20 protein-coding genes and 1 pseudogene are annotated in these 26,197 nt (G+C 45.8%); 13 read left to right on the forward strand and 8 right to left on the reverse strand.

The annotated features are described in order from the left end of the window. Nucleotides 1–10: 10 nt before the first annotated feature. The gene (locus VFDL14_RS14385) at nt 11–892 is read right to left on the reverse strand and encodes a LysR family transcriptional regulator (RefSeq protein WP_032550588.1); all 882 of its coding nucleotides are present in this window, start codon (nt 890–892) and stop codon (nt 11–13) included. Nucleotides 893–1,011: 119 nt separating this feature from the next. On the opposite strand from VFDL14_RS14385, the gene VFDL14_RS14380 reads away from it, so the two are divergent. The 6 genes from VFDL14_RS14380 (at nt 1,012) to VFDL14_RS14355 (ending at nt 8,211) form a co-directional block, all read left to right on the forward strand. Then, nucleotides 1,012–1,443, forward strand: coding sequence for a PACE efflux transporter (locus tag VFDL14_RS14380; protein WP_032550590.1), 432 nt, complete (start codon nt 1,012–1,014; stop codon nt 1,441–1,443). Between the two features lie 540 nt (nt 1,444–1,983). Beyond that, on the forward strand, nt 1,984–2,838 hold the full coding sequence (locus VFDL14_RS14375; protein ID WP_032550591.1) for an MIP/aquaporin family protein: 855 nt from the start codon (nt 1,984–1,986) through the stop codon (nt 2,836–2,838). 58 nt (nt 2,839–2,896) lie between these two features. Then, entirely contained in the window at nt 2,897–4,423 is a 1,527-nt protein-coding gene (gene glpK / locus VFDL14_RS14370) for a glycerol kinase GlpK (RefSeq protein WP_032550592.1), read from the forward strand. A gap of 201 nt (nt 4,424–4,624) precedes the next feature. After that, nucleotides 4,625–5,410 carry a DeoR/GlpR family transcriptional regulator gene (locus tag VFDL14_RS14365; protein WP_032550593.1) on the forward strand — a complete coding sequence of 262 codons (786 nt, stop codon included), beginning with the start codon at nt 4,625–4,627 and terminating at the stop codon, nt 5,408–5,410. 237 nt (nt 5,411–5,647) lie between these two features. Beyond that, nucleotides 5,648–7,207 (forward strand): glycerol-3-phosphate dehydrogenase, encoded by a 1,560-nt coding sequence (gene glpD, locus VFDL14_RS14360; RefSeq protein ID WP_032550594.1) that lies wholly within the window; start codon nt 5,648–5,650, stop codon nt 7,205–7,207. Nucleotides 7,208–7,401: 194 nt separating this feature from the next. Then, nucleotides 7,402–8,211: an SDR family NAD(P)-dependent oxidoreductase gene (locus VFDL14_RS14355; protein WP_032550595.1), complete on the forward strand. Its 810-nt coding sequence runs from the start codon at nt 7,402–7,404 to the stop codon at nt 8,209–8,211. A 73-nt stretch (nt 8,212–8,284) separates the two neighbouring features. On the opposite strand, the gene VFDL14_RS14350 is transcribed toward VFDL14_RS14355, so the two are convergent. The 3 genes from VFDL14_RS14350 to VFDL14_RS14340 all read right to left on the reverse strand — a co-directional run bounded on the left by VFDL14_RS14350 (nt 8,285) and on the right by VFDL14_RS14340 (nt 10,623). After that, nucleotides 8,285–9,178: a LysR family transcriptional regulator gene (locus VFDL14_RS14350; protein ID WP_032550596.1), complete on the reverse strand. Its 894-nt coding sequence runs from the start codon at nt 9,176–9,178 to the stop codon at nt 8,285–8,287. A 161-nt stretch (nt 9,179–9,339) separates the two neighbouring features. After that, complete coding sequence (locus VFDL14_RS14345) at nt 9,340–9,576, reverse strand: YdcH family protein (RefSeq protein ID WP_032550598.1); 237 nt, start codon at nt 9,574–9,576, stop codon at nt 9,340–9,342. Nucleotides 9,577–9,750: 174 nt separating this feature from the next. After that, a complete protein-coding gene (locus tag VFDL14_RS14340; protein ID WP_032550599.1) occupies nt 9,751–10,623 on the reverse strand; it encodes a radical SAM protein in 873 nt (290 codons plus the stop codon). A gap of 595 nt (nt 10,624–11,218) precedes the next feature. Between VFDL14_RS14340 and VFDL14_RS0123100 the strand changes: the two are divergent. Together VFDL14_RS0123100 and VFDL14_RS14335 are read left to right on the forward strand one after the other, a co-directional pair. Then, nucleotides 11,219–11,995: pseudogene (locus VFDL14_RS0123100) on the forward strand (SDR family NAD(P)-dependent oxidoreductase). A 26-nt stretch (nt 11,996–12,021) separates the two neighbouring features. Beyond that, on the forward strand, nt 12,022–13,008 hold the full coding sequence (locus VFDL14_RS14335; RefSeq protein WP_032550600.1) for an AraC family transcriptional regulator: 987 nt from the start codon (nt 12,022–12,024) through the stop codon (nt 13,006–13,008). Nucleotides 13,009–13,121: 113 nt separating this feature from the next. On the opposite strand, the gene VFDL14_RS14330 is transcribed toward VFDL14_RS14335, so the two are convergent. Continuing rightward, the gene (locus tag VFDL14_RS14330; protein ID WP_032550601.1) at nt 13,122–14,333 is read right to left on the reverse strand and encodes an MFS transporter; all 1,212 of its coding nucleotides are present in this window, start codon (nt 14,331–14,333) and stop codon (nt 13,122–13,124) included. A gap of 151 nt (nt 14,334–14,484) precedes the next feature. Between VFDL14_RS14330 and VFDL14_RS14325 the strand changes: the two genes are divergently transcribed. The 5 genes from VFDL14_RS14325 to VFDL14_RS14305 all read left to right on the forward strand — a co-directional run bounded on the left by VFDL14_RS14325 (nt 14,485) and on the right by VFDL14_RS14305 (nt 21,831). Then, complete coding sequence (locus VFDL14_RS14325; protein ID WP_032550602.1) at nt 14,485–15,252, forward strand: ABC transporter ATP-binding protein; 768 nt, start codon at nt 14,485–14,487, stop codon at nt 15,250–15,252. 15 nt (nt 15,253–15,267) lie between these two features. Continuing rightward, a complete protein-coding gene (locus VFDL14_RS14320; RefSeq protein WP_032550603.1) occupies nt 15,268–16,179 on the forward strand; it encodes an iron-siderophore ABC transporter substrate-binding protein in 912 nt (303 codons plus the stop codon). Beyond that, on the forward strand, nt 16,176–18,173 hold the full coding sequence (gene fhuB, locus VFDL14_RS14315; RefSeq protein ID WP_032550604.1) for a Fe(3+)-hydroxamate ABC transporter permease FhuB: 1,998 nt from the start codon (nt 16,176–16,178) through the stop codon (nt 18,171–18,173). Before VFDL14_RS14320 ends, fhuB begins: the two co-directional genes overlap by 4 nt. 211 nt (nt 18,174–18,384) lie before the next feature. After that, nucleotides 18,385–19,341 (forward strand): GntR family transcriptional regulator, encoded by a 957-nt coding sequence (locus VFDL14_RS14310; protein ID WP_032550605.1) that lies wholly within the window; start codon nt 18,385–18,387, stop codon nt 19,339–19,341. 333 nt (nt 19,342–19,674) lie between these two features. Then, nucleotides 19,675–21,831 carry a TonB-dependent receptor gene (locus VFDL14_RS14305; RefSeq protein WP_032550606.1) on the forward strand — a complete coding sequence of 719 codons (2,157 nt, stop codon included), beginning with the start codon at nt 19,675–19,677 and terminating at the stop codon, nt 21,829–21,831. A gap of 131 nt (nt 21,832–21,962) precedes the next feature. Here the strand turns inward: VFDL14_RS14305 and VFDL14_RS14300 are convergent, their stop codons facing one another. The 3 genes from VFDL14_RS14300 to VFDL14_RS14290 all read right to left on the reverse strand — a co-directional run bounded on the left by VFDL14_RS14300 (nt 21,963) and on the right by VFDL14_RS14290 (nt 26,175). Further along, entirely contained in the window at nt 21,963–23,378 is a 1,416-nt protein-coding gene (locus VFDL14_RS14300; RefSeq protein WP_032550607.1) for a DUF1254 domain-containing protein, read from the reverse strand. 179 nt (nt 23,379–23,557) lie between these two features. Continuing rightward, nucleotides 23,558–25,096 carry a sulfatase-like hydrolase/transferase gene (locus tag VFDL14_RS14295; protein WP_032550608.1) on the reverse strand — a complete coding sequence of 513 codons (1,539 nt, stop codon included), beginning with the start codon at nt 25,094–25,096 and terminating at the stop codon, nt 23,558–23,560. Nucleotides 25,097–25,278: 182 nt separating this feature from the next. Beyond that, nucleotides 25,279–26,175 (reverse strand): LysR family transcriptional regulator, encoded by an 897-nt coding sequence (locus tag VFDL14_RS14290; RefSeq protein ID WP_032550609.1) that lies wholly within the window; start codon nt 26,173–26,175, stop codon nt 25,279–25,281. Nucleotides 26,176–26,197: the final 22 nt, after the last annotated feature.

Raw genomic sequence — 26,197 nt, forward strand, 5'->3', positions numbered from 1 at the left:
GCAGAAAGATTTAATCGAGAAGGCTCTTCAAGCCATGCTCTAACCATTTAAGCGCAGGCCCTTTGTTTTTAGTCTTCGACAGAATCAGATCCACCGGGGGCGACCAAGTTTTATGATCAAAGGCGATGTTAATTTCCACTAGCTGCTTCTTATCTATCTCGTCTCTAACTAGGTGCTCTGGCAGGTATGCCCAGCCAATATCACTGCCCAACAACATCTCTTTAATCACGATAAAACTATTCGACCACCACACTTTCCCGGCAATCAAAGGAAACTGGTCCATCAGCTTACCCTTATCGCCCCTCAACATTAGCTGTCGATGAGGAAGCAAGTCAGGCAACTTCGCTTCTGGAACACAAGCAAGGGGATGATTGGGATGGCAGACCGCCACAAACGGCAGATGACCAATAAAACAGGGCTCGGAGCCAGCATCAAACGCCAAGTCAGTGAACATTAAGCCGATATCCGCTTTCTCTTGTTGTACAAACGGGTTCACCTCTGTGGTGGTGCAAGCAATTAACTCAACCTCTGTGGCAGGGAAATGCGCACTGAACTCTTTCAGTATCGGTGACAAGTTCGGGACTAGCAGTGAATCGTCGAGCGCCAATCTAATTAGCCCCTCTTGTTGATCATTAATGGCATTGACCATCACGTTCAAATCTTCGACCTGCATAATGATCGCTTTCACTTGCTTGTAAATCTGCTCACCTTCACGAGTGAGTGTCGGCTTCCGAGTTGAACGATCAAACAGCGTGGTATTGAAATCGATCTCCAGATTACTAATACCTTGGCTTACGGCAGATTGGACTTTCCCTAGCCTTCGCGCACTTGCTGAAAATGAACCCAGTTCTACCGCATAAGCGAACATTTTGAGTTGTTCTATATTGTACATACCACCCGCCTATTATCACCATTAGTGATAGTTACTATCTTTTTATTATCAACATAATCGATATTATTGCCACCATTGAAGGGGACAAATGCCCAACTGAATAGAAAAGAGAGAACGATATGTCACATAAAGAACGAATCTTACACATGGTGCTATTTGAGCTAGTTGCATTAGTTTTAATGGCAGGGCTTGCCACTTACATTACTGGTAATGGAGCTGGGGAAATGGCGGGGTTAGCGCTTGCGATGTCGCTGATTGCCATGGCTTGGAACTATATCTACAACTACGGCTACGACAAGATCTTCGGAGCAGATAGAACAAAACGAACCAAGAAAACGCGCGTATTACACGGACTTGGCTTTGAACTTGGGTTGATGACCGTGACGCTACCAGTGTTGATGTGGGTACTTAAACTCGACTTTCTAACCGTGCTTATCATGGATATTGGCTTAGTTGTTTTCTTCGTGGTGTATGCGATTGGCTTCAACTGGGCTTACGATTCAGCCCGTGATCTTCTGGTCAGTAAAGGCAAAGTAAAAGCATTGGCATAAGGATAGGGGAAAGGAGTTAGGTGAAACAAAAGCGGTCGTAAAAAGGAGATAAGTACGACTGCTTTCCTCAAACGACACATCGTTACTGCAATTCGATTCTTGACTACGAACTTCGAAAATAAAAAAAGTAACAACAATAAAACAAGCCACACGCCCACATCACATTTAGAACATTCTGTTCAGTACAAGAGAATCTTGCGCGCAATTTAAACAACCGTTTGATTACATTTCGGTCATCAAGGCAGTAACGTCACAAAATCAAACTCTCGGCTTGTCGTACCAGTTGTGCATTGCAGCGCATACGAGTAGTTTTAGCTCGAAGTGAACGTTCGCAACTGTCATCAAAACAACCATCGAAATACCCACCCTTCTTTCATATGAGTTTCATTTGTGATCAAAGTTGCGCTAATTAACAATAAAACCGCGTTTCATTAACAAATTCATGCTCAAACGCTCATTTTTAATGTTCGTTTGTTTTCGGGTTCGCAAATATATGCACAATACACGTGCTAGACAAGCAAACTAACAAGGACTCGAACAATGACAATAAAAAAACACCCCTCTTTATTCGGCGAATGCTTAGCAGAATTTATAGGGACAGGACTACTTATTTTCTTCGGTGTAGGCTGTGTAGCTGCACTCGTACTAACTGGCGCAGCATTTGGCCAATGGGAGATCAGTATTGTATGGGGCTTCGGCGTGACCATCGCAATTTACTGTACTGCTGGCGTATCTGGTGCACACATTAATCCTGCAGTGACTATCGCACTGGCTATGTTCCACGGATTTGATAAGGCGAAGGTTGTACCTTACATCATCTCTCAACTACTTGGTGCATTCTGCTCAGCAGCGCTGGTATACACTCTTTACAGCAACTTGTTTACTGACTATGAAATCGCGAATAACTTCGTACGTAGCAGCCAAGACGCTCTTGCAACAGCTGGTATTTTCTCGACTTACCCACACGCTTCCCTCTCTTTCTTTGGCGCTTTTGCTGTGGAATTTGTGATTACAGCTGTTCTGATGTTTGCCATTCTTGCGCTTGGCGATGAAAACAACGGTGCTTCTCGCGGTGCAATGAACCCACTGTTAATCGGTATTTTGATTGCGGTGATTGGTGGCTCTTTAGGTCCACTAACAGGTTTCGCGATGAATCCAGCGCGTGACTTTGGTCCTAAGCTATTCGCTTACTTTGCAGGTTGGGACTACGCTCTGAGCGGTGCTCGCGACATCCCTTACTTTATTGTTCCAATTCTTGCTCCAATTGCTGGTGCGTGTTTTGGTGGCTGGTTATACCCGAAAGCCATCGCTGCATACCTACCTGCAACGGGCCAAGGTTGTACTATTCCGAATCAATGTGAAACAGAAGAAGAAGCTGAACAAGCTCGTGCTTAACCCTAAGCCTTCCAACATTTACTAAAATATAGATAACGAAATAAAAAGGATTCTTACCATGACCGAGCAAAAATATATTGTAGCGCTAGACCAAGGCACAACAAGCTCTCGCGCTGTTATCCTCGACCATGATGCGAACATTGTTAGCTCTTCTCAACGAGAGTTTACTCAAATCTATCCAAAAGCAGGCTGGGTAGAGCACGATCCAATGGAGATTTGGGCAACGCAAAGCTCAACTCTGGTTGAAGCACTAGCGAAAGCAGGCATCCGCAGTGATGAACTTGCTGGTATCGGTATCACCAACCAACGTGAAACAACGATTGTTTGGAACAAAGAAACAGGCAAACCTGTTTACAACGCAATTGTGTGGCAATGTCGTCGTACAGCTGATATCTGTGAAGACCTAAAAGCGCGTGGCCTAGAAGATTACGTACGTGACAATACAGGTTTAGTCCTTGACCCGTACTTCTCAGGTACCAAAGTAAAATGGATTCTAGACAACGTTGAAGGCGCTCGCGAAGACGCTGAAGCTGGTAAGCTACTGTTCGGTACTGTCGATACATGGCTAGTTTGGAAGATGACTCAAGGCCGCGTTCACGTAACAGATTACACAAACGCATCACGTACTATGCTGTTTAACATCAACGACCTATGTTGGGACAGCAAGCTACTAGACGAGATGGGTATCCCAGCATCAATGATGCCAGAAGTGAAACGCTCTTCTGAGGTTTACGGCCAAACTAACTTGGGTGGTAAAGGCGGTACTCGTATCCCAATCGCAGGTATTGCGGGTGACCAACAAGCAGCACTTTACGGTCAGATGTGTGTAGAAGCGGGTCAAGCGAAGAACACCTACGGTACGGGTTGTTTCCTTCTAATGAACACAGGCCAAGAGAAAGTAACATCGAAAAACGGCCTACTAACGACACTAGCATGTGGCCCGAAAGGCGAACCAGCTTACGCACTGGAAGGCGCGGTATTCATGGGTGGCGCATCAATTCAATGGCTACGTGACGAAATGAAGCTTCTGGCTGATGCGAAAGACTCTGAGTACTTCGCAACAAAAGTAGATACATCAAACGGTGTTTACGTTGTTCCTGCATTTACCGGCCTAGGCGCACCATACTGGGATGCTTACGCTCGCGGTACTATTGTTGGTCTAACTCGTGGTGTTAACTCTAACCACATCATTCGTGCAACATTGGAAGGCATCGCTTACCAAACTCGCGACGTACTAGACGCAATGCAAGCGGATTCTGGCATCAAACTAGCAAACCTACGTGTTGATGGCGGCGCGGTAGCGAACAACTTCTTAATGCAGTTCCAATCTGACGTTCTGGATACAGAAGTTCACCGTCCTGAAGTAACCGAAGTAACAGCCCTAGGTGCAGCTTACCTTGCTGGTCTTGCAGTTGGCTTCTGGGACAGCATCGATGAGCTTCAAGACAAAGCCGTTCTTGATCGTACATTCGAACCACACCATGACGAAGAGAAGCGTAACCGTCGCTACAAAGGCTGGAAACGTGCAATCAAGTGTGCACAAGTATGGTCTGAGCTTCACGACGATGAAGAAAACGAAGATTAATTTGTTATAAATCGGGTGTGATTTAACCAAAATCACCAAACGAAACTCAAAAGAGCACGCCTGTCGTGCTCTTTTTGCGTTTTAGCCCCGATAACTCAGCATAGAAACTTCTCACATCGCGCCAATTCGCGCACAATAGAGCGAGTATATATTTTCGAAATTGGTGTTCTAGAGCAAGATCTAGGCACATGGGAGCAGTAAGTGAAGCAGATACCAAGGCACCAGCAGATTGTCGATCTGGTGAAAACACAGGGATACGTCAGCACAGACGAACTCGTTGAGAAGTTTGATGTAAGCCCACAAACCATTCGACGCGACCTCAATGAGCTCGCAGACAGCAACAAAATCCGCCGCTACCACGGTGGTGCCACTATTCCTTTAAGCTCTGAAAATACCTCTTACAACACGCGTAAAACGCTAAACTTCAATGAAAAAGACGTCATTGCAGACGAGGTAGTCAAGCACATTCCAGATGGTGCCACTCTTTTTATTGATATTGGTACTACACCGGAAGCCGTCGCCCGCGCCCTCAATAAGAACCATAAACAGTTGCGTGTTGTGACGAACAACATCAATGTCGCAACTATCCTGCTGGCTAATCCTGAGATCAAGGTAATCCTCGCTGGCGGCGAAGTGCGAAATAAAGATGGTGGAATCATGGGCGAAGCGACGCTCGATTTCGTCAAACAGTTCCGCCTAGACTTTGGCATCCTAGGTATCAGTGGCATCGACTTCGACGGCTCACTGCTCGATTTTGATTACCATGAAGTACGAGTAAAACAGGCCATCATCGAGAACAGCCGCAGTATCTTCATTGCAGTCGACCACTCTAAGTTCGGTCGTAATGCGATGGTGAAGTTAGGCAATATTAATCAAGCACACATGGTTTTCACTAACCAGCAGCCGCCAGAAGAGATTCACACCATTCTTAAAGAAGCTGAAATTCCCCTAGAAGTGATTGAAACGCGCTCAGCTCCTTCAGAATAGGCATTGATTTCGCGAATCTATCATTTGCACTCAGACATGTTCGCTTACGCAAAAAACCGGTCTACACTTTAATCAATTGTTAATAAAAACCTCTATTCGATATCGAATAGAGGTTTTTTTATGTTCAAATCACATTAAACGCGCATAAACGAAAATAAATAGTGACCAAAAACGAAAGTTAAAGTAGGATTCAATGAGTTTCAAAAATGCTCGTTCGCTCACCAAGAGGTCAAAATCATGAGTGCTCAACAACATAATACAAATAATGGTTCATCCTCCACTTTAGATTTGATCGTTATCGGTGGTGGTATTAATGGCGCAGGTATCGCAGCCGATGCAGCTGGACGCGGCCTAACGGTAGGCTTATACGAAGCTAGCGACTACGCATCAGCAACGTCATCAGCAAGTTCAAAACTCATTCACGGTGGCCTACGCTACCTAGAACACTACGAGTTTCGTTTAGTATCAGAAGCGCTAGCAGAACGTGAAGTTCTGTTAAGAAAAGCGCCACACATCGCGCAACCAATGCGTTTTCGTTTACCGCATCGCCCATTCTTGCGTCCAGCGTGGATGATTCGCTGTGGCCTATTCCTTTACGATAACTTGGGTAAACGAACTACGCTTCCAGCAAGTAAGACAGTCAACCTAGCGCAATCAGGCTTGCTGAAACCTGAAATGAAAGTCGGTTTCGAATACTCAGACTGTTGGGTCGATGACGCTCGAATGGTATTGCTGAATGTACTTGCGGCGAAAGAAAATGGCGCTGAAACCCGTAACTACTGTCGCGTAGAAGCAGCACGCAGAGAAGGCGGTGTATGGGTTGTAACGATTCGCGACGTAATGACTGATCAAGCATTCGAACGTAAAGCGAAAGCCCTTGTGAATGCGGCGGGTCCTTGGGTGAAACAGTTCTTTGATGATGGTCTCGAACAGGAATCACCACGTAATATTCGCCTGATCAAAGGTTCGCACATTGTCGTGCCACGTATTCACGATGAGCCTCAAGCATATATTCTTCAAAACAAAGATAATCGAATCGTCTTCATGATCCCTTATTTAGATAAGTTCTCGATCATCGGTACAACAGATGTTGAGTACAAAGGCGATCCTCGCGAAGTTGCGATCTCTGATGATGAAGTCGATTACCTAATCGATATTGTTAACCAACACTTTGTTCAGCAGCTAACTACCGAAGATGTGGTTTGGACATACAGCGGCGTGAGACCACTTTGTGATGACGAGTCTGACTCACCACAGGCGATCACGCGTGACTACACGCTAGAGCTTGATGCTGAACTTGATCAAGCGCCACTACTTTCGGTGTTTGGTGGCAAGCTCACGACTTACCGTAAGCTCGGTGAAGCTGCATTGAAAAAGCTAGAACCGTTCCTACCAAACATGGGACCAGCATGGACAGCAACCGACACGCTACCGGGTGGTAACTTTAGCTGCAGTCGTGAACAATTAGCTGACATGATGAACTCTAAGTACCCTTGGGCTTCAAAAGGTCTACTGCTTCGTTACATCACGCAGTTTGGTACTCAGACTTGGGATCTACTTGCTGGTGCAACTTGTGAAGAAGATCTTGGTAAGAAGTTCTCGTCGGAAGCACATGGTGTTTACCAACGTGAAATCGACTACTTGATCACGCAAGAGATGTCTCAAACTTCAGAAGACATGTTATGGCGTCGTACCAAACTTGGCTTATACATGAGCGAAGAAGAGCAACAAATGGTGACGAACTACTTAAAGACGACACTTGAGCAAAAAGTGGTGAGTTTTTCCCAAGTGAGCTAATAGCGCCTAGCTAATACGAACAACCAAAAGCTTAGTCTTCCCCCGACTAAGCTTTTTTATTTTCAACGAAATCTAAAGAGTGTTTTCACCAGCCCGTTAATTATCACCATTTCAAAACCTTGCTATGCTTTATCTCAACGAAACCAAACACATAAACGCTTGCTCACTCAGCGTTTCAATAAGGAATAGATACCATGCAAAAAGTGATTCTGATTACGGGCGCTACTGATGGCATTGGCTTTGAAACAGCAAAAACACTGGTTGAACAAGGTCATCACGTTCTGTTGCACGGTCGTAATCCACAAAAATTAAAAGACGTTGAACAAAAGCTCGCGAACATTTCAGACACAGCAAAGATTGAAAGCTATGTGACGGATTTATCGATATTGGCGGACGTAGAAGCATTGGCGAGCAAGTTATTAGCAGAGCAGTCTAAACTCGACGTGCTGATTAATAATGCGGGTGTCTTCAATACGTCAAACCCAATCACTTCAGATGATTTGGATGTGCGCTTTGTGGTCAATACTCTCGCACCATATTACCTAACTAAACGATTACTACCACTGTTAGACAGCTCAAGCCGAGTGGTGAACCTATCTTCTGCAGCTCAAGCGCCGGTGAGTATTGATGCGCTAGAGGGTCGTAAACCACTGTCAGATGGAGAAGCCTATGCACAAAGTAAGCTCGCTATCACTATGTGGACTCGCGAAATGGCAAACGAGTTAGCAGACAATGGTCCAATGGTTGTGGCGGTGAACCCAGCCTCACTACTTGGCAGTAAAATGGTAAAAGATGCCTACGGAATTGCGGGCGGTGACTTAAGCATTGGCTCAGATATCTTGGTACGCGCATCGCTATCCGATGAGTTTGCGAACGCTCATGGCAAATATTTCGATAACGATAATGGGGTATTTGCAAACCCACATCCAGATGCTACTCATGGCAATAAATCGCAACTGGTGGTTGAGTCGATTGAACACACGCTTGCACAGAAGCTAGCTTAAGCGAATTACGAACAGCGAATACAATAAAGCCCGCTACGATGCGGGCTTTTCACATTTGACTGTCAACCCGAAACTACATATCCCAGTAAGGTGGCGTCCCATAGTGCTCAGAGAAGTAATCAATGAATGCACGCACTTTCGGCGCCAATAGACGCGAACTAGGATAGACAGCCCAAATAGATGGCTCAGATGTGAGCGGGTAGTCGTCTAACACGCGAACAAGCTCACCACTTTTTAGCTTATCGTAAACACACCATGTTGAGGCAATGGCGAGACCGATTCCGCCAATAGCAGCATCTCTCAGAGCCTCACCATTATCAGTACGAAATGGACCATTCGCTTTTACAGTGACAGGCCCTGTCTCAGTCTGAAACGTCCAGTTCTCAAGCCCAATCAAACTGTTACACTGATGATCGTTTAGGTCTTGTGGAGTGACTGGTTTACCATATTTGATTAAGTAATCAGGAGAGGCACAGATAATACGATCATCCGGCGCAAGTTTTCGAGCAATCAAAGAAGAGTCTTTGAGCTCAGAGATACGAATCGCAATATCAAAGCCACCCTCGACCATATCGACCACTGTGTCAGACAATCTCAAGTCAACCTTAAGCCCCGGGTAAGCTTCCATAAAACCTGCCAACGCAGGCACTAAATGCAAGCGACCAAATGACGCCGATGCCGTTACCCTAAGCGTGCCCGTTGGAGATTCACTGCCAACGCCAATTGCCGAGCGAGCGGCATCTACGCTAGACAACACCTCTTCGGCATGGGGTAGAAATGCTTGCCCCTCTTCAGTCAATGACACTTTACGGGTAGTACGATGCACGAGGCGCACACCCAAATTGTCTTCGAGCTTACTGATATGCGAACTTGCAACCGCTGGTGACAGCCCGAGCTCTTGCCCAGCCATACTGATATTATGAGTCGAAGCTAAACGAACAAACAATTTCAGGTGTTCAATATTCATCTGATTACCAACAAAAACTTGAAAGTCATAATTTAATACTGATTATTATGCTTGGTTTTCAAAGTAATACAATCTCTATACCGTACAAGTTCTGCTACCTCAGGCACAAAAAAAGCTCCCGAAGGAGCTTAGTCATTGTGTTTGCTTTATCACTATCTTGGTTAGGCGGTTAGTCGCGCATAAAGCGAGTCTTTAAGCACTGAACGGTCGTGCTTCATTTGGTGCATTTGACCATCTTCAATCGGCGAGCCGTTTAGCTCCAATTTACGAATCTCTTTATCTAAGTCGTTGTAGGTTTTCATGTCAGTCGCAAAATTTTCATTATCCTCTGCAAGCTGAGCAATTTTATCTTTCATTTCTGGGAATTCATGAATAAGAGAGTGGTTTTCACCTAGCATAGAGACCTCTTTCCTTTTGTAGAGCCTTCAGGCTGAAATTAGAGAATGTGTCATAAATACCTTAGCAACTGAGTGCTAAAAACGATGAGATCCAGCACACAGCATCGAACAATATTTAGGCACAAATCGTATTTAAATTAGACGAGAGCGAACGCCTCGCTCCCGCCGGCCTCATTACCAAGAATAGGTTTGGATGATGTTATGTGCAGCCATCGGATTGCTGTCGATGGCGTGGTTTACGCGCGCTAAGAATTGCTCGCGAGAATCCAACAAATATCCTTTCTGAGGCACAATATTGTTGCCATGATCGCCCCAGTAGAAAGTATCTATCTCTAAGTTTTCAAGTAGATACTTTTCTTCTTCAAGGATTTGCAATTGTGTCGGCATAATGAACGTACCGTCTTTGACCTCTTGTTCCATCACGGTTCCCGGTTGAATCGCAAGGGCCATTGGTGCAATGTGTTCCGGCTTGGTGATGTTCAAAATACGCGTGGTCTCGATGATGTGCGCTTTAGAGCGTTCACGACCACCTAAGCCAAAGATAAACGACAGCAGTACTTCGATGCCTGCTTCTTTCGCCATCGTCATACCTTCAATTGCTTGCTCTTGACTCATGCGTTTTTTAATACGGTCGAGTACCACTGGATCGCCAGATTCTAGGCCGCAATAAGCCATATCAAGACCTGCACTTTTCAGCTCTTTCAACTCTGCAACACTCTTACGACGAAAATCGTTCAACCCACTATATAAAGAGATTCTTTGGCTCTCTGGAAAGGTGTGCTTGAGCTTATTCAGTACCTTCAACAAGTAGTCGGTGCGCGCTGCCATAACATTGCCATCGGTTAAGAAAATCGACTCAACGTATGGGTAGATCTGACGTGCCTCTTCAATATCTTTAAACACATCCTCGATATCACGCACCTTAAAGCGCTTATCATCAAACATGCTACAGAACGTACAAGTATTAATGCTGCATCCGAGTGTGGTTTGAATCAGGATGCTGCGAGCCTCAATCCAAGGGCGGTAGATTTTTCCCTCATATTGCATAGTGGTGTCTCCAGTTACGCGCTCTAAATGATGCCCAATTGGCGGAGCGCTGTTTTGTTGCGGAGAAGTCTAACAATGAGGAATTAAATTGATAATAGATAGGAATATGGAATCAGTTTATAGATTTTAAATAAAATACCCTCAGCAGAAAGTGAGGGTATTTATGCCATTGCGACAGAAAAGAACAAAAAAAAGTTAGTGATCGCAACCCCCTGTATGCTCCCAACCACTCTCTTCTCCAGCTGAAGAAGAACCCGTTGACTGACACCCCGCGGCAAACAGCAAAGTTAAAGACAGAAAAAACCATTTCATAATTTGACCTCCATATTCATTCGATAGAGCTTGATAAACAATACAATTCATAGACTCCATCTATATCCGACCTAGCAAGCACGGAAAAACTTTCATCTAGATTTAAAAAAGACAAACTTAAGGGACAGTGGGAGCGTTTCTACAAGCTCATTCTTCTCACTGTGTCGTCGCATGCCACTATTATTGGCACGATCAGATTGCTTGTTGTCGTGATCGGATATTACCTAGATCGCTGCAGTGGCTAATATGTGAACACACCACGAGACAGCACAAAGGTAGCATCATGACAAAAACAGTACTTATCACAGGCGCATCAAACGGAATTGGTTTAGAACTCGCAAAAATTCATGCTGAAAAGGGCAATGACTTAGTCGTCGTCGCTCGTTCAGAAGACAAACTTAACGCTCTTAAGCAACAATTGGAAAATGCTTACTCGGTCAGCGTAGAGGTGATTGCAAAAGACCTCTCTTTACCCGAATCCGCTCAGCAAGTATTTAATTACACGCAAGCTAAAGAACTTCAAATCGATACACTGATCAACAACGCTGGCTTTGGTGGACACGGTAAGTTTGCAGACCGTGAGTTGGCTGATGAGCAGTCGATGATGCAAGTCAACATGGTGACTCTGACTAACCTAACCCACCTTTACTTACAGGGCATGGTTGAGCGCAATTATGGCCAAATCCTTAACGTGTCATCGACCGCTTCTTTCATGCCCGGCCCATTGCAGGCGGTGTATTACGCAACCAAAGCGTACGTAACGTCATTTAGCCAAGCGATAGCGGAAGAGGTCAAAGACCACAACATCAGCGTCACCGCACTCTGCCCTGGAGCGGTCGATACCGGTTTTGTTGAAGCTGGTAATCTCGATGGTGTCGACATCTGGAAAAATGCTAAATCCGCACGTTCCGTCGCTGAGTGCGGTTATGAAGCGATTCAAAAGCGTGAGCTTGTCGCTTTCAATGAGGCACCTCTTAAATTTATGATTAATTAGATTATCCCTCTTTTGCCACGCAAGACCGCGCTTAAGATTTCTCGTCAAGCGATGGAAAAGAACTAAACCTGTTTTAAAGTGAGGCAAAAGAGATGAAACGAGCCAGTAAATTCACCATTCCACCCAATTGGAAAGTGCTCTTTAATGACCTAGGTCTGGATATTCACGAAATACTGGCTCATGCAGGTCTTCCTCAAGGGCTCTTTGAGCAACAAAAAGTGCAACTGACTCCTGCCCAATACTTCCAAATTTGGCATGGCATCGAAGCCGCTTCTCACGGGACAGAAATGCCACTCAAACTTGCGGAAGTACTGAGTTTTGAATCATGTGATGTGCCAATCTATGCGGCAATGTGCAGCGATAATCTCAACGCTGCACTGGTGCGCTTGCGTGATTACAAACCGTTAATTGGGCCGATGATACTCGATATCGAAAAGGACAATACTGCGACGCAGCTTACCTTGGGTTGCTATGGGTACGATGGGGAATTGCCCAAAACACTCAACCTAACCGAAATGGTCTTCATGACGCAGTTAGCGAGAATGGCGACTCGCACACATGTTCAACCTCTGATGGTTGTGTTGCCAGACTTACCTAACCAACTCGCAGCATACGAAGCGTATTTTGGATGTGAAATACAACAAGGGGATTTGGCTCAGATTTGCTTCAGAGCCACCGATGCTAATGCTCCTTTCCTGACCCAAAATCAGGCGATGCTCAATATGTTTGATAATGAGCTAAAGCAAAGATTGGAAGCGCAGCAGGCAGAAAACACCACACTTGATCGTGTCTCTACGGTTTTGGTTGGTTCTCTACCACAAGGAGAGAGCAGTATTGAGTATGTGGCAAAACAGTTAGCTATGAGTAAGCGAACCCTGCAACGAAAGCTATCGGAAGAGAACTACAGCTATCAATGTTTACTCAAAAAAGTACGTCAGGAATTGGCCGACTACTATTTACAACAAACTCAACTTCCTATTATCGAGGTCTCATTTTTATTGGGATTCCAAGAGACCAACTCTTTTATTAGAGCTTACAGCAGCTGGACTGGAACTACGCCTAGCCAAGTTCGAGGCTAATGCCGCTTTAAACACTTATGATAAAAATGGGACAGCCATGCTATCCCATTTTTACTCGAGCTCTCGCAAGCAAAGTGATGGTTTTGTTTTTGTACGCGACGCTCGAGCTAAAATCAGCTCGCGACCTTATTCGTTGCTTGTGTCTTCGATTGTCTTGTCCAAAATGCCAAAGTAACGATCACCCCTGAAAAAGCAATACAAAGATAAATCGGGTACAGTGGGTTAATCACAACGCTGAATGCCAACATCGCCGCGACTCCATAACCTATAGTGTGAGACATTGAGATATAACCAGCCACCGTCCCCGGCGAGCTGCTCCACTTATCGGTTGCTGACGCAGTATAAGCAGGCACCAGTAATGCAGCGCCAACAGAGGTCACAGCCATCGCCAATCCAAAGGTCAATAAATGAGGAATGGTGAACAACGACATTCCAATGAGGAAGGCGATTGAACCAATCCAGTACATCATTCGAGGCGTCACCCTCTCTTTTTTCACAATCCATACCTGGGAAAACAGTGTCATTGAAGCACTGATGCTCAATAAAATACCGATCGCGTCGCTTAGTTTCTCTGAGGGCCATTCAGTAAATGAATAGATCAAAGGCGATAAACCGTATTGCAATAACGCAACCGATGCACAAAGTAGCAGCCCAGTAATAAGGTACGGTGATAAGCTTTTATTAGGTAACCAAGATTCGCGATTTATATTATTAGAAATAGAGGACTCGACCTTTGGAATAGGCATTATTAACGCAAAAACAAGGGCGATAAATGGCAACAAAACCATCAAAAATAACGGTGCAAAAGGATTCAACTTTAGTGCAAAAATAGAAACAATTGGACCCAATAATCGTCCACTACTTAATCCAATACTGACCGCTGTTATCGCCTTTAATCTATGTTGTTCTCCGCATAATATTATTGCCCAATGCTGGCTCGCAGGTACCATTCCAGAGACGGTGCATCCATAAATAACCCTTGCGATAATTAGCCCGACAAAACATAACGTTACATTGTTTTCCCCCGATAGACTCATCATAGAGAACACGGCAAGCAACAGAAAACTAATGGTCATTCCCACTAGTGCTTGGATAACCACTCGATTTGGGCCATGTTTATCGCTATATCGTCCCCAAAACGGGGCTGATGGGAGAAATAGTAAACTTCCTACAGCAATCAGAGCAGACCATGCAGGCAGGTCAAAGGCCGACTGCTCTACCAAAAATGGCAGTGATACAAGTAACCCATTTTGCCCAACTCCCATCAGGGCGGAAATAAGGCCAATCGACATTAAGTGAAAATTTTTATTATTTATTGCTAACATAATTTAAGGGCGTAAATAAGAGTGAATAAACTCGAAATGAAAAACGCCAGATCAGAATTTATTATTATTGATTATGTGAATAATTATCATTTTAATTTCATTGTGCTAACATTAACGGCTCTTTACCTATAACTCAACTTCATATTTCATTATGTATCAGCTTACCAATGCATCATTTGAAATCGACGGTAAGACAATTCTCTCTCCTACGAGCCTGAATTTTGAGCCTAAAAAAGTCACGACATTACTCGGCCATAATGGGTGCGGAAAGTCGACTTTAATTAAGTTATTAAGCCGTCAAAATAGTCCTACTCAAGGGCAAGTTTCCTTTAATCAAAAACCACTCTCGTCGTTCAGTCACCTTGAGTTTGCGCACCAAGTCGCTTACCTACCTCAGCACCCACCGATCACCGATGGTGTAACTGTACGCGAGTTAGTTTGCTTTGGTCGTTATCCATGGAAAGGCGCATTTGGGCGTTACAGCAAAGATGACTACGCAATCGTCGATGAAGCGATTGAGAAAGTAGGATTAAGCGAATTTTCTCAACGCTTCGTCGCCACACTATCGGGAGGCGAGAGGCAGCGTGCTTGGGTCGCGATGTTATTAGCTCAACAAAGCCAATGCATCTTACTTGATGAACCCACATCAGCGCTCGATGTTGCTCACCAGCACGAGCTCTTAGCATTGATTCGCGAGCTTAATCAGTCATTAGGTCTGACCGTAATAATGGTACTGCACGACGTAAACATGGCCGCTAAGTTCAGTGACCATCTGATTGCATTACACTCTGGTCAAGTCATAGCGTCAGGTACCCCTCAAGAGATGATGACTCCAGAGACGCTCACCAAGATCTACGGTATGGAGCTCGCACTTTTCAGTCATCCAATAACAGGTCAACCGATCAGCTACATCCCATAAGAAAAGGAACGTGTTGTGAAAAAATTCTTTACTCTGCTTGTGTGCACTTTCAGTCTCAATGCTCATGCCTTAGACGTGACTCATGAGATGGGCACCACTAGCTTCGAAACCACACCAACGAAAATAGTCGCACTGGATTGGGCTCTATCTGAAACCGTTCTAAGTTTAGGTGTCGATCTCGAAGGTATTGCTGATGCAGAGGGCTACAAACAATGGGTTGTTCAACCGCAACTTAACGAACAGGCTATCGATGTGGGTTCTCGCAGAGAGCCGAACCTTGAACTACTCACCAAACTTCAACCTGATGTCATTTTGATCAGCAAGCACATGGCCGCAGCCTATGAGCCGCTTAATAAAATCGCACCGGTATTGGTTTACAGTATCTACAGTGAGAAGAAACAGCCCTTAGAATCGGCAAAATCGGTAACACGCTCATTAGGTGAACTGTTTGAACGTGAAGCTCAAGCAAAGCAGGTGATTGCCCAAGCTGAGCAACGCCTTTCAGCAAACGGAGAGCAAATACGCACGGCAGGTAACGCTGTTCAACCACTTCTTTTCACACGTTTTATCAATGACAAAACAGTGCGAGTTCATAGTGAAGGTTCATTGGCTCAAGACACAATCCAAGCCATGGCACTAAAAAACGATTGGAGTGAGCAAACCAACCTTTGGGGGTTCAGCACCGCTGGAATTGAGAAACTCGCCGAGCACCAAAAGGCTAACGTTATGATTTTCGGCCCGCTTACCGACAACGAGCGCAAGAAACTGACAAGTTCTCCGCTATGGCAAACGATGGCTTTCACTCGCAATGATTCGGTTTTTGAACTTCCAGCTATCTGGACATTTGGTGGACTGATCGCAGCACAAAGATTTAGCGATCACATCACCGAGCAATTGACCAACAAACCTTTAAATCAGCAACCATGATCTCAGTTCACGCTTCACCACCAAAAGTCGGCGTATTTGGAATCAAAACAGCAGGGCTACTCGTCACTGCCGTTTTGGTGATCGGTTCACTGCTTCAGATAACCGCCCCATATTCACAAGGGATCAGGCTCATTTGGGACACCTTGTTTGAGTATGACTCCACCAACTACCAGCACATCATTACTCATTTAACCTACCTACCCAGAATCACCGTCGCCCTGCTTTGCGGGTTTGCTCTTGCTGTCGCGGGGTGTGTGATGCAGTTTGTGCTGCGAAACCCAATTGCTTCTCCGACAACACTAGGTGTAGCAGCGGGCGCAGAGTTAGGCATGGTGCTAGGAATTCTGTTTTTACCAGCAGGCCTGAATTTTCCGAGCTTCATTCCAGCCTTCATCGGCGGATGTTTGGCTACCGGCTTGGTATTCCTGTTAAGCTCAACGCGCGGTTACTCACCACTGCACATGGTGCTCTCAGGTATGGTCGTTAGCCTGTTTTTGGGTTCCTTGAATACCATGCTACTCATGCTGCATGAGCAAAAACTCACTAGTTTGTTTGTCTGGGGTGCAGGCGTACTCAACCAAAACGATTGGAGCAGTACCCAGATTTTGTTGCCTTTGATTTGCCTCCCTACTTTACTGCTGCTGATGCTACAACGCCCCCTAGCCTCACTTCAGTTTGGCGATAATGTCGCGACATCCCTGGGCGTTAACATCAAACAAGTTAAACTTCTTTGCTTGTCACTAGCAATTTTCATCACAGCTGCAGTCGTAAGCGAAGTGGGAATTATTGGTTTTGTCGGAATTGTTGCACCTGCCATTGCACGTATGCTCGGCGTGCGAGCACTTGCCAAACAGATCATAACCAGTGGCTTCATTGGTTCGGCTATCTTGCTAACCGTCGATCTAATGATCCAACCCTTTTCTGGCGTAGGTGGTGAACTTCTGCCAACTGGAGCCATGACTGCTCTGATTGGCGCACCTTTCCTACTATGGCTGCTACAACGCACTAAATTGAACTCCGAACTAAAAATTCGCGGTGAACACATTGAACATTTCAAACATGTTGCCACTGGCAAGGTGCTTGTTGCCATGCTGTTGGTACTCGTCGTTGTATGTGCGGTTTCAATCACACTCGGGCGAAACCAACTGGGTTGGAGCCTAGAGTTAAGTCCATCTCTGCTCGAACTTCGTTTACCAAGGGTACTTGTTGCACTGTTTGCCGGTATTGGATTGGCCTTTGCTGGCACTATCATTCAGCGTATATCAAGCAACCCAATGGCTAGCCCAGAAGTTCTCGGTATCAGTTCGGGTGCCGCTTTGGCACTGGTACTCGGTACCTTGATGGGTGGTGCGATTGAGCGTGAACAGCAGATGTTATTGGGAACGTTAGGCGCAGCATCGGTGACTGGTGTGGTCTGGCTGATGGGGCGCAAACACAACTTTGCGCCAACCCAAACCTTGCTGACAGGTATTGCATTAAGTGCTGGACTGGATGCGCTGCTCAGAATCGCTATGAGCTCTGGCAATGAGAACGCCACCGCGCTACTGACTTGGTTATCTGGCTCCACCTACCTTGTCGCATGGAGTGATGTCATCCTGCTTGCTGTCGGTGTTTTGGTGATCGGTTCATTGTCACTGTCGCTGCATCGCTGGATAGAGCTCATCAACCTAGGCGAAATCACCACAACTAGCTTGGGTATGAACACGACTCTAGTACGCTTAGCTTTGTTGCTGCTAGTGGCGGCACTTACCACGTTATGCACGATTGTAATCGGCCCACTGAGTTTCATCGGTCTGTTGGCCCCTCATATGGCCCGCTCACTACACCAATATCGAGCTATACCTCAAATGCTCACCGCTGCCGTACTCGGCGCCGTTATCATGGTTTGTGCTGATTGGATTGGTCGAACACTCTGGTTCCCATGGCAGTTCCCGGCGGGTCTACTCGCCTCTTTGATTGGTGGAGGTTACTTCCTCTACCTGATGAGACGCTAACGAGATTTCGTGAACCGATATTCAAAGAGTAAGCCCAGTTACCAATAAATCACTGGGCTTTTTTCCCCTCGAAACAACGTTTTGTATTTCTGCAACAGAAACACAATTTATGGTATTCGCTGGTGTTTATGTTTACCATGAGCGCAAACACCTGCCTTAGGCGCAACAACCGACCTTAGGTTTTACACTACCCTGAACAGTTTTGGACGATATGGACACATCAACAATCACACGCCTTCAACGGGATTTACTCTTCAAAATAGTAACGCGCCTCAAAGAGGAGAACGCCGTGGCGGGAAGCAGTTTGAATGAATCCTCTCTTGCTCAGCAGTTTGAAGTCTCTCGAACTCCTATGCGAGCAGTGCTCAAACACTTGTCTGATCAAGGTGTGGCTAAATCTGTTCCATACAAGGGGTTTGTGTTGCAGATCGATGCATGTGATATCGAAACTGGCAAGCAAAACAATCAAGAGCAAGCCCGTCAAGAGCAGCTTTATCTAAGATTACTCATGGACATCTTTTTCGGAGAGATCAGCGATTCATTTTCGGAGAATGAACTCCAGCAACGCTATGATGCCAATCGTGGTGAGGTGCAATCAGTACTCAGATTATTGGAAAACGATGCAATATTCCGACGCAGCCCAGGCTACAAGTGGCAACTGGATGGTGTTCTCAACTCTCTTGAAAGACACACCGAAAGTTACCGATGCCGTTTGATTTTTGAACCTGCAGGTCTGCTTGAAGCAACGTGGAAGCTAAAACGCGACGCACTGGAAAAGTGTCGCGAACGCCATGTTAATGCTATCAAGAATCCAGAATCAATCACCGCTAGCCAACTTTTCACCTTGAGTGCAGACTTTCACGAAATTCTTGCAGCAAGCTCCGGTAACCGCTTCTTACTCGGTATGATGCAACAACAAAATCGACTTCGTAAAGCGACCGATTTGGTCTCTATGCACATCCAGTCTTCAGTCAGCCGTTCATGCCAACGACGTCTAGATATCATGGAACTCGTTTTAGATGGGAATAACCAAGCAGCTTCGGAGAAACTCGCTCAGCTACTGGAGAATGATGTACGCGTCATGAAGCGTACTTACCAAGATGTGATGAATGTATCTCAAGAACAACGAGAGCAAATCATCAATAGTATTTCTCTAAAAAACAACTGAACAACAGGGCGGCCTCTCACTGCGCCGCCCTAATCACCCCGCCCCCAAAAAATCAAAATAAACAAATAAATCAATAGTTTAAATAAAAATCAAACTAAAAAAACCAATTATCATCTGCTCGCCTATTGTTGCATTTGAAAATAAATCGCATTTATATATTGTTTTTTCGCAACAAAAACACAATAATAATGATTCTTATTTAGAGTCAAATGCAAAAACAAGCATGTGCTTGGTCTAGGTTCAACCGCTTGATTCTCAATAAAAACAATAAAAATAAAGTCATCACGCCCAAGAAATGTGTGCAGCCTTTCATTGATAATTGCAGAGAATAAAATGAAAACCGAAAAAGGAAGTTTCAAACTTTCCACAGTCGCTTTAGCAGTAGCGGCGGTAAGTTCCGTATTCACAGTCCAAGCTCAAGATTACTCAACCGACGAAAAAATGGTTGTGGTATCTAGTCGTACCCCAAAAGCCATTAGCGATATTCCAGGTACTGTTTGGTACATCGAACCACAGCAGATTGAACAAGAATACCGTGGTGGTAAGTCTTTAGGAGAAATCCTAGCAAGCGCTATCCCATCATTGGATGTGAGCAGCGGCGCCCGTACTAACTACGGTCAAAACTTGCGCGGCAGAAAAATGCTGGTGATGATTGATGGCGTATCGCTGCAATCTTCACGTCAAATCAGCCGCCACCTAGACTCTATCGACCCATTTAACATTGAACGAATTGAAGTCCTTTCGGGCGCAACGTCAATCTACGGTGCTGGTGCTTCCGGCGGTGTGATTAATATCATCACCAAAAAAGCAGATGGCGAAGAGCTTGAATTTGAATCTTTTGTTGGCGGTACATCAGGCTTCAACTCAGGTGAAGATTTCGACTACAAAGTTGGACAATCGATCTCGGGCGGCAATGAAACCGTTCAAGCACGCTCGTCAGTTATCTACACAGAAACTCAGGGCTTCTTTGACGCGAATGGCGATATCGTTACACCAGACATTTCTCAAGGCTCTCTGCAATTCAATAAAACTCTCGACTTCCTAACGACCGTTGGCGTCAATGTCTCTGAGACCAAAAAGCTCAACTTCCTGGCGCAGTACTACGATAGCCAACAAGACTCTCCATATGGTTTGTACATTGTTGGCCGTGACTTTGTGGATGTTCGTAAAGGCTTTGATTCAGATAGAGAACATGGCACTGAGCGTATCATGCTCAGCGCGTCATACATTGATGAACAGTTCCTCGGCCACCAGCTGATTGCTGAAGCGTCATATCGTAAAGAAGACCAGACTTATACGCCTTACTTCCAATCTTCTGGTCAGCAAATCACCGATGTGATCTCGCTAAAGGCAGCACTTGCGAAAGACTTCAACCGCTTCAACATCGTTTATGGTGTAGACGCTTACCAAGATACGCTTGAAAGCAACCAAGCGCTTTACGATCCGACGATCGCTAACAACTCGGGTAACCTAATCAACAAGACTTTCGCTGAAGTCGGGCGCTATCCGGGCGTTGAAGTCGCATCTATCGCAGGCTTTGTGCAAGCTGGTTTCGACATCACGAATGATTGGTCTGTAGAGGGTGGCTTTCGTTACCAATACATGAAAAACACCATTGACGACTTCGTTGGCTACCAACAGCAAAAGCAAATCGCAGCAGGTAACGGAACCAGCGCAGATGCAGTTCCTGGCGGTGAAACGGATTACGGTGTTGGTCTATTTAACTTAGGCACGGTTTATCATCTAAACAGTGATTCACAAGTTTGGGCCAACTTCTCACAAGGTTTCGATTTAGCCGATCCGGCAAAATACTACGGTCAAGGCAACTACACCTTAGTGGGAGATCACTGGACGCTTAATGACAGCATCAATGTGAATGACTCTAAGATGTCTGGCATCAAGACCAACAGCTTTGAACTTGGCTACCGCTTAGACACTGGCGACCTAAGCCTGCAATCTGCGGCTTACTACTCTCAGTCTGACAAGAATGTTAAATACAACAAAAACACGCTGCTGATCGAAGAGATCGACGACAAGAAACGTGTTTATGGTCTAGAGGCGCTTGCGTCTTACTGGGTACATGAAAACGTTCAGCTGGGTGCATCGGGCCACTACGTTGTTTCAGAAGTGAAAGGCGATGATGGTTGGGAAGATCAATCAGCAGGTGAAGCGAGCACATCAAAAGCAAACGCTTGGGCAGGCTGGTACGAAGCTGACCTATCTCTGAAAGTTCAGAGCCAAACCATGTTTGACTACGAAGATGACAGCGACAACAAGCTCAATGGTTACACCGTCTTCGACCTTGTTGGTACTTACCAACTACCAGTCGGTAGCCTAGGTTTTGGTATCCAAAACTTACTTAATAAAGACTACACCACTATTTGGGGTCAGCGCGCACAGATTCTATACGCAACACACTACGAATCAGCCGCTTATGACTACCGTGGTCGCGGCCGTACCTACACGTTGAACTACCAAGTTAAGTTCTAGTCACAAACCCTGCTTGTCGTTTGAATAGATGAGCAGAGAACGAAGAAAGGCAGCGTACATAGCGCTGCCTTTTTATTGCCACCAATCTACTTCCAAACGTGAGCGAAACGGCTTCACTCACAGATTGACCATTAGTGTGTGTTGCTCTTGCTTACCTTAGTAAATGCGGTCGATTTCCACTTGTCTGTTCTGACTTCTTCACCCGGCGTGTACATGCGAAGCACGGCATACCAAGGGTTATTAGGAATAGGTAGGAAGTTCGGGTTGTCTTCATTACCTTCCACATCACTACTCATAATGATGGTGTAGCTGCCATCCTTGTTCGGTGTTAATGTGCGGTCACCACGAGAGTGACGGTTCAGCGCGTTTTTCTCCATCAATCGAGTCTTGCCGCTGTAAGCCGTGTATGACCAAAAGCCGCCCTCTTCAAGCGGTGGCGCATCGAAAGTCACAGTGTAATCATATTTACTGCCATCTAGCACTGCGCCTTCAGTATCAAAAAAGTCTCCACTGTACATGGTGTGTTTGGCAGGTAATCCCCATTGCCCCATCAGGGTGCCGTAGGCATGTTGATAGCTTGCAACTTTTGTCATCTCTTCACGAGTACCAAGCACATCACGCGAATCATCGAAACCTGCATTCTTGATTCTTTCTGCGCCTTTTTTCTCGCCTAGCTCAATCAATTTCAACTGCTCATCACTCAGGATGTAGTCTTCATTACCCAAACCGAGTAAGTCGAACTGTTGCAGCAGTCTTTGATCGTGATTCTTCATAGTGCCTTCTGACAGAATGAAGTTGGTACGCTCTACCCAGTTCGAGTTCTCTGGATCGGGATACTCGCGCTCAACTGGTTTAGGCCCTTTCTGACCTAAATATTCCGATAGCGTTCGAATGTTCCATTGGTCCATCAGCTTTTGAGCCGTTGCTGAGTCGTCACCACCGAGGTCCATAATGCGTCCCATCATTTTCACCAATGGGTGTTCAACATAAATCACTTGATCAACACTCGCAGGAACCTCCCCTTTCCAGCCTTCCACCGCGTACATAAAGCTGCCACCTTTTGTACCGCGCTGCGGAGAACCAAATGCGGAGTCAGTGAAGTGCTGCATGTTCATTGTGTGGAAAAGCCAGTATCGATCTTCATCGTGATCTGGGATGGTGATGATCACAGGCTCAGCGCCAAGGTCCATCCAGCCCATCAGATGCAGGGTATCGTTATTGATCGTTGGGTGGGCAGTGTAGGTGTCATCCGCTAGAACTCGAATGTTCTGAAAGCGGTTCAGAGGGTACTCTTCTTTAATGACAGTCTGATAAAAGTATTTGTACGCCTCATCAATCGAGTACGCGTATTCATAAGCCAGTTGCGCAAGCTGCTCTTTATCTTGTTCTAGCCAAGCGAGACTCGCCATCTCAACCGGTAAAGTGTCACGCGTTATTTCAAAGGTGCTCTCAGCAGGTAACTCTGTCTGATTCGCTAGCGCATAAGCCGGCACTGAAACAAGAAAAGCACAAGCTAACGCTTTAATAATTCTGTTTTTTTTCGTCATTGTTGGTCCTAGTTAGAAGCGAGTTCGGAAGGTCAATTGGATCTGAGATGTCCGCTTTAGAAGGTTCTTGCTAAGAAACAGAAAAGGGAAGTAGTAGTAACAAATAGCCGTTTCTTCATAGCATTACCCGGTATCAAGGTGTGCCGCTGTGCAGCACACCTTGTGTCTAGTAAAGAGGGTTAGTCAGCAACAACTGACTTGTCTGCCATACCGATACCACCCGCTTTCTGTCTTGGTGGAAACGCTTTTAGGGATTTTTGATATTCAGCCGCCGCTTTTTGTAACTTTGGTAACACCCAAGATTTCTCTTTCATCCAAAGGAACCAACCGCGAGTATCTGGGCTACGCTCATACGGGTCAGCTTTGATGTTCACCAACATACCAAGCGGCCACGCCTCTGGTGGTGCAATCCACTCGGTCTTGGTTTTTAGGTGTACTTTCCAGTCATCAACACGGAATGCATTAAGGTCTTGTTCGTTATAAAAGAAGAATTCATGACGCAGGCTCGGCTCGCCTTTGGTCAACATATCCAGTTGGTTGTAGCCATCAAGGTGGACTTGGTAGTGCTGGCCATTCAGCTCTTTCCCCTTCAACAGATCTTGTTTGATCTCGGTGTCACCTACAGCAGCCATGATGGTTGGCACCCAGTCTTCTGAAGTCATGAAGCCATTGGTGTATTCACCTTGAGGGATTTTGTCTGGCCAGCTGACTAGCATCGGCACACGGAAGCCGCCATCCCAAGTCGTCCCCTTTTGTCCTCTAAACGATGCAGATCCAGAGTCCGGCCAATGGTCAAGGTTCACGCCATTATCCGAGGTGAATAGAATGATGGTGTTATCGATCTCGCCCAGTTCTTCGAGCTTATCGAGCAACACACCGATTTGGTCATCAAGTTCGACTAAACCATCGTAATAGGTATTGATTTGACTCGCGCCTTGGTACTCCGGACGCACGTGTGTTTTTTGGTGCATGCGCGTTGGGTTGTACCACATGAAGTAAGGCTGATCGTCGTTCTTTGCTTCGTGTTTATCAAGCCAGTTCATGGCGAAGTCTAAGAACTCACCATCGACCGTCTGCATGCGCTTGGCACCCAGCGGGCCTTTATCTTCAATAGTCTGTTTACCGATAACACCGAACCTTGGATCTTCTTTCATATCTACCGTATCGGTCGCCACAGTGTGAAGCACATTGCGAGGACGACTTCTAAAGTTCGGGTCTTTAGGGAACTCCGGCTGCTCTGGCATTTCCATCACGTTAAGGTGATAAAGGAAACCAAAGAACTCATCGAAACCATGGACAGTCGGCAGGTGACTGTTGTTGTCACCCAAGTGGCTTTTGCCAACATGAACCGTGGCGTAGCCCTTGTCTTTTAGCATTTCAGCCAGCGTAGGATCTTCTTTTTGTAATCCCAACGATGAACCCGGCTGTCCTACAGACGTCAACCCCGTTCTGAATGGGTATTGCCCGGTGATAAACGCAGAACGACCCGCAGTTGAACTGCCTTGTGCATAGTAATCACTGACCATCATGCCGCGTTCTGCGATGCGGTCGATGTTAGGAGTATCAACCGCGCCTAGGCCACGGTGGTAAGCTGAGAGATCGGTTGGGCTAACATCATCAAGCATGATAGCCACCACATTCGGTTGGCTAGCCGCCTGAACGTTAACACTTGCCAACACCGAAAGTGCGAGCGCTGATTTAACAAAAGACTTATACATATATAACCCTCATGACAAAGAATAAACCGCTGAAATTGAGCGAGAAAATGCACGATCTCAAGCGAACCTGTGTTGAGGTAAATGGTATAAGAAAGCCGCTAAAAAGAGCTTGATAGCCACTATTACGTTTTTTAATAGCGGCGGTTTAGGCAGGGGATTCTTACTCTAGGATAAAGACAAAACTAGGGCTGAATCAGAGTTGTGATTTCGCTCTGCAACCAATCAGTAAACGGGTTATTGCGATTAGCTTGGTGAGTAAACAGGGCTAACTCTCGGCGGTAGGTGTCTTTTGACAACTCAGATGGCAGCTCGACACAGCGATACTCTTCACCTACGTGCGAGCGACACTTATTGGAGGTGATGTAGATAAAATCGCTGTCCTTGACGATCTCTAACATCAAGTTCATGTTGTTGCTTCGAAGAGCGATATGTTTATCCAAGTCGTACTTTTTAATCAGCATTTCCGATTTAGAAGGCTGAATATACCCAGGTATCATATTGATACATAATGGGTATTTCATAACATCCTCCAGTGCATTGCCTTGCAAAGGGTGATCTTTGCGTAGCACTAGCATGAACTTATCAAACCCCACAGGCCGTTCGGCAAGAGTTTTATTGACCTCCATCGGCAGGTAACTCACACCCCAGCTAGTGCGATTGGTTTCCAAGGTTTGCACACCATTATCCAGCCACGGAGAGCACTGAAAGGTGACATGTGGTGCGGCTTTGGTCAGCGTCTTCATCAGTGGAACCCCAATCGGCACAAGCAGTGGCGTGGGCAGCATGATTTGCAGTTCACCTTTGAGGTCGCTGAGGCTCCACTCTTTATCGGGAACATACAGATCATCGATTTGCTCCAATAAGGAAGGCAAGCTCTCAATCAGCTTCAAACATTTAGGGGTAGGCTCAAGGCGAGCTTTATCTCTGACAAACAGTTCATCATCAAACTGCTCCCTTAACTTACGCAGCATCACACTAATGGTTGGCTGACTCACGTTCAGTGCTTTCGCAGCCGTCACCGTTTGGCGCGTCTCGTTGAGCACCAGTATCAGTCGCAGCAAGTTAAGGTCTTTGGTCATCTTTAGTCGCACCTCATAAAGA

This window comes from Vibrio fortis (genome assembly GCF_000695685.1).
Taxonomy (GTDB): Bacteria; Pseudomonadota; Gammaproteobacteria; order Enterobacterales; family Vibrionaceae; genus Vibrio; species Vibrio fortis_A.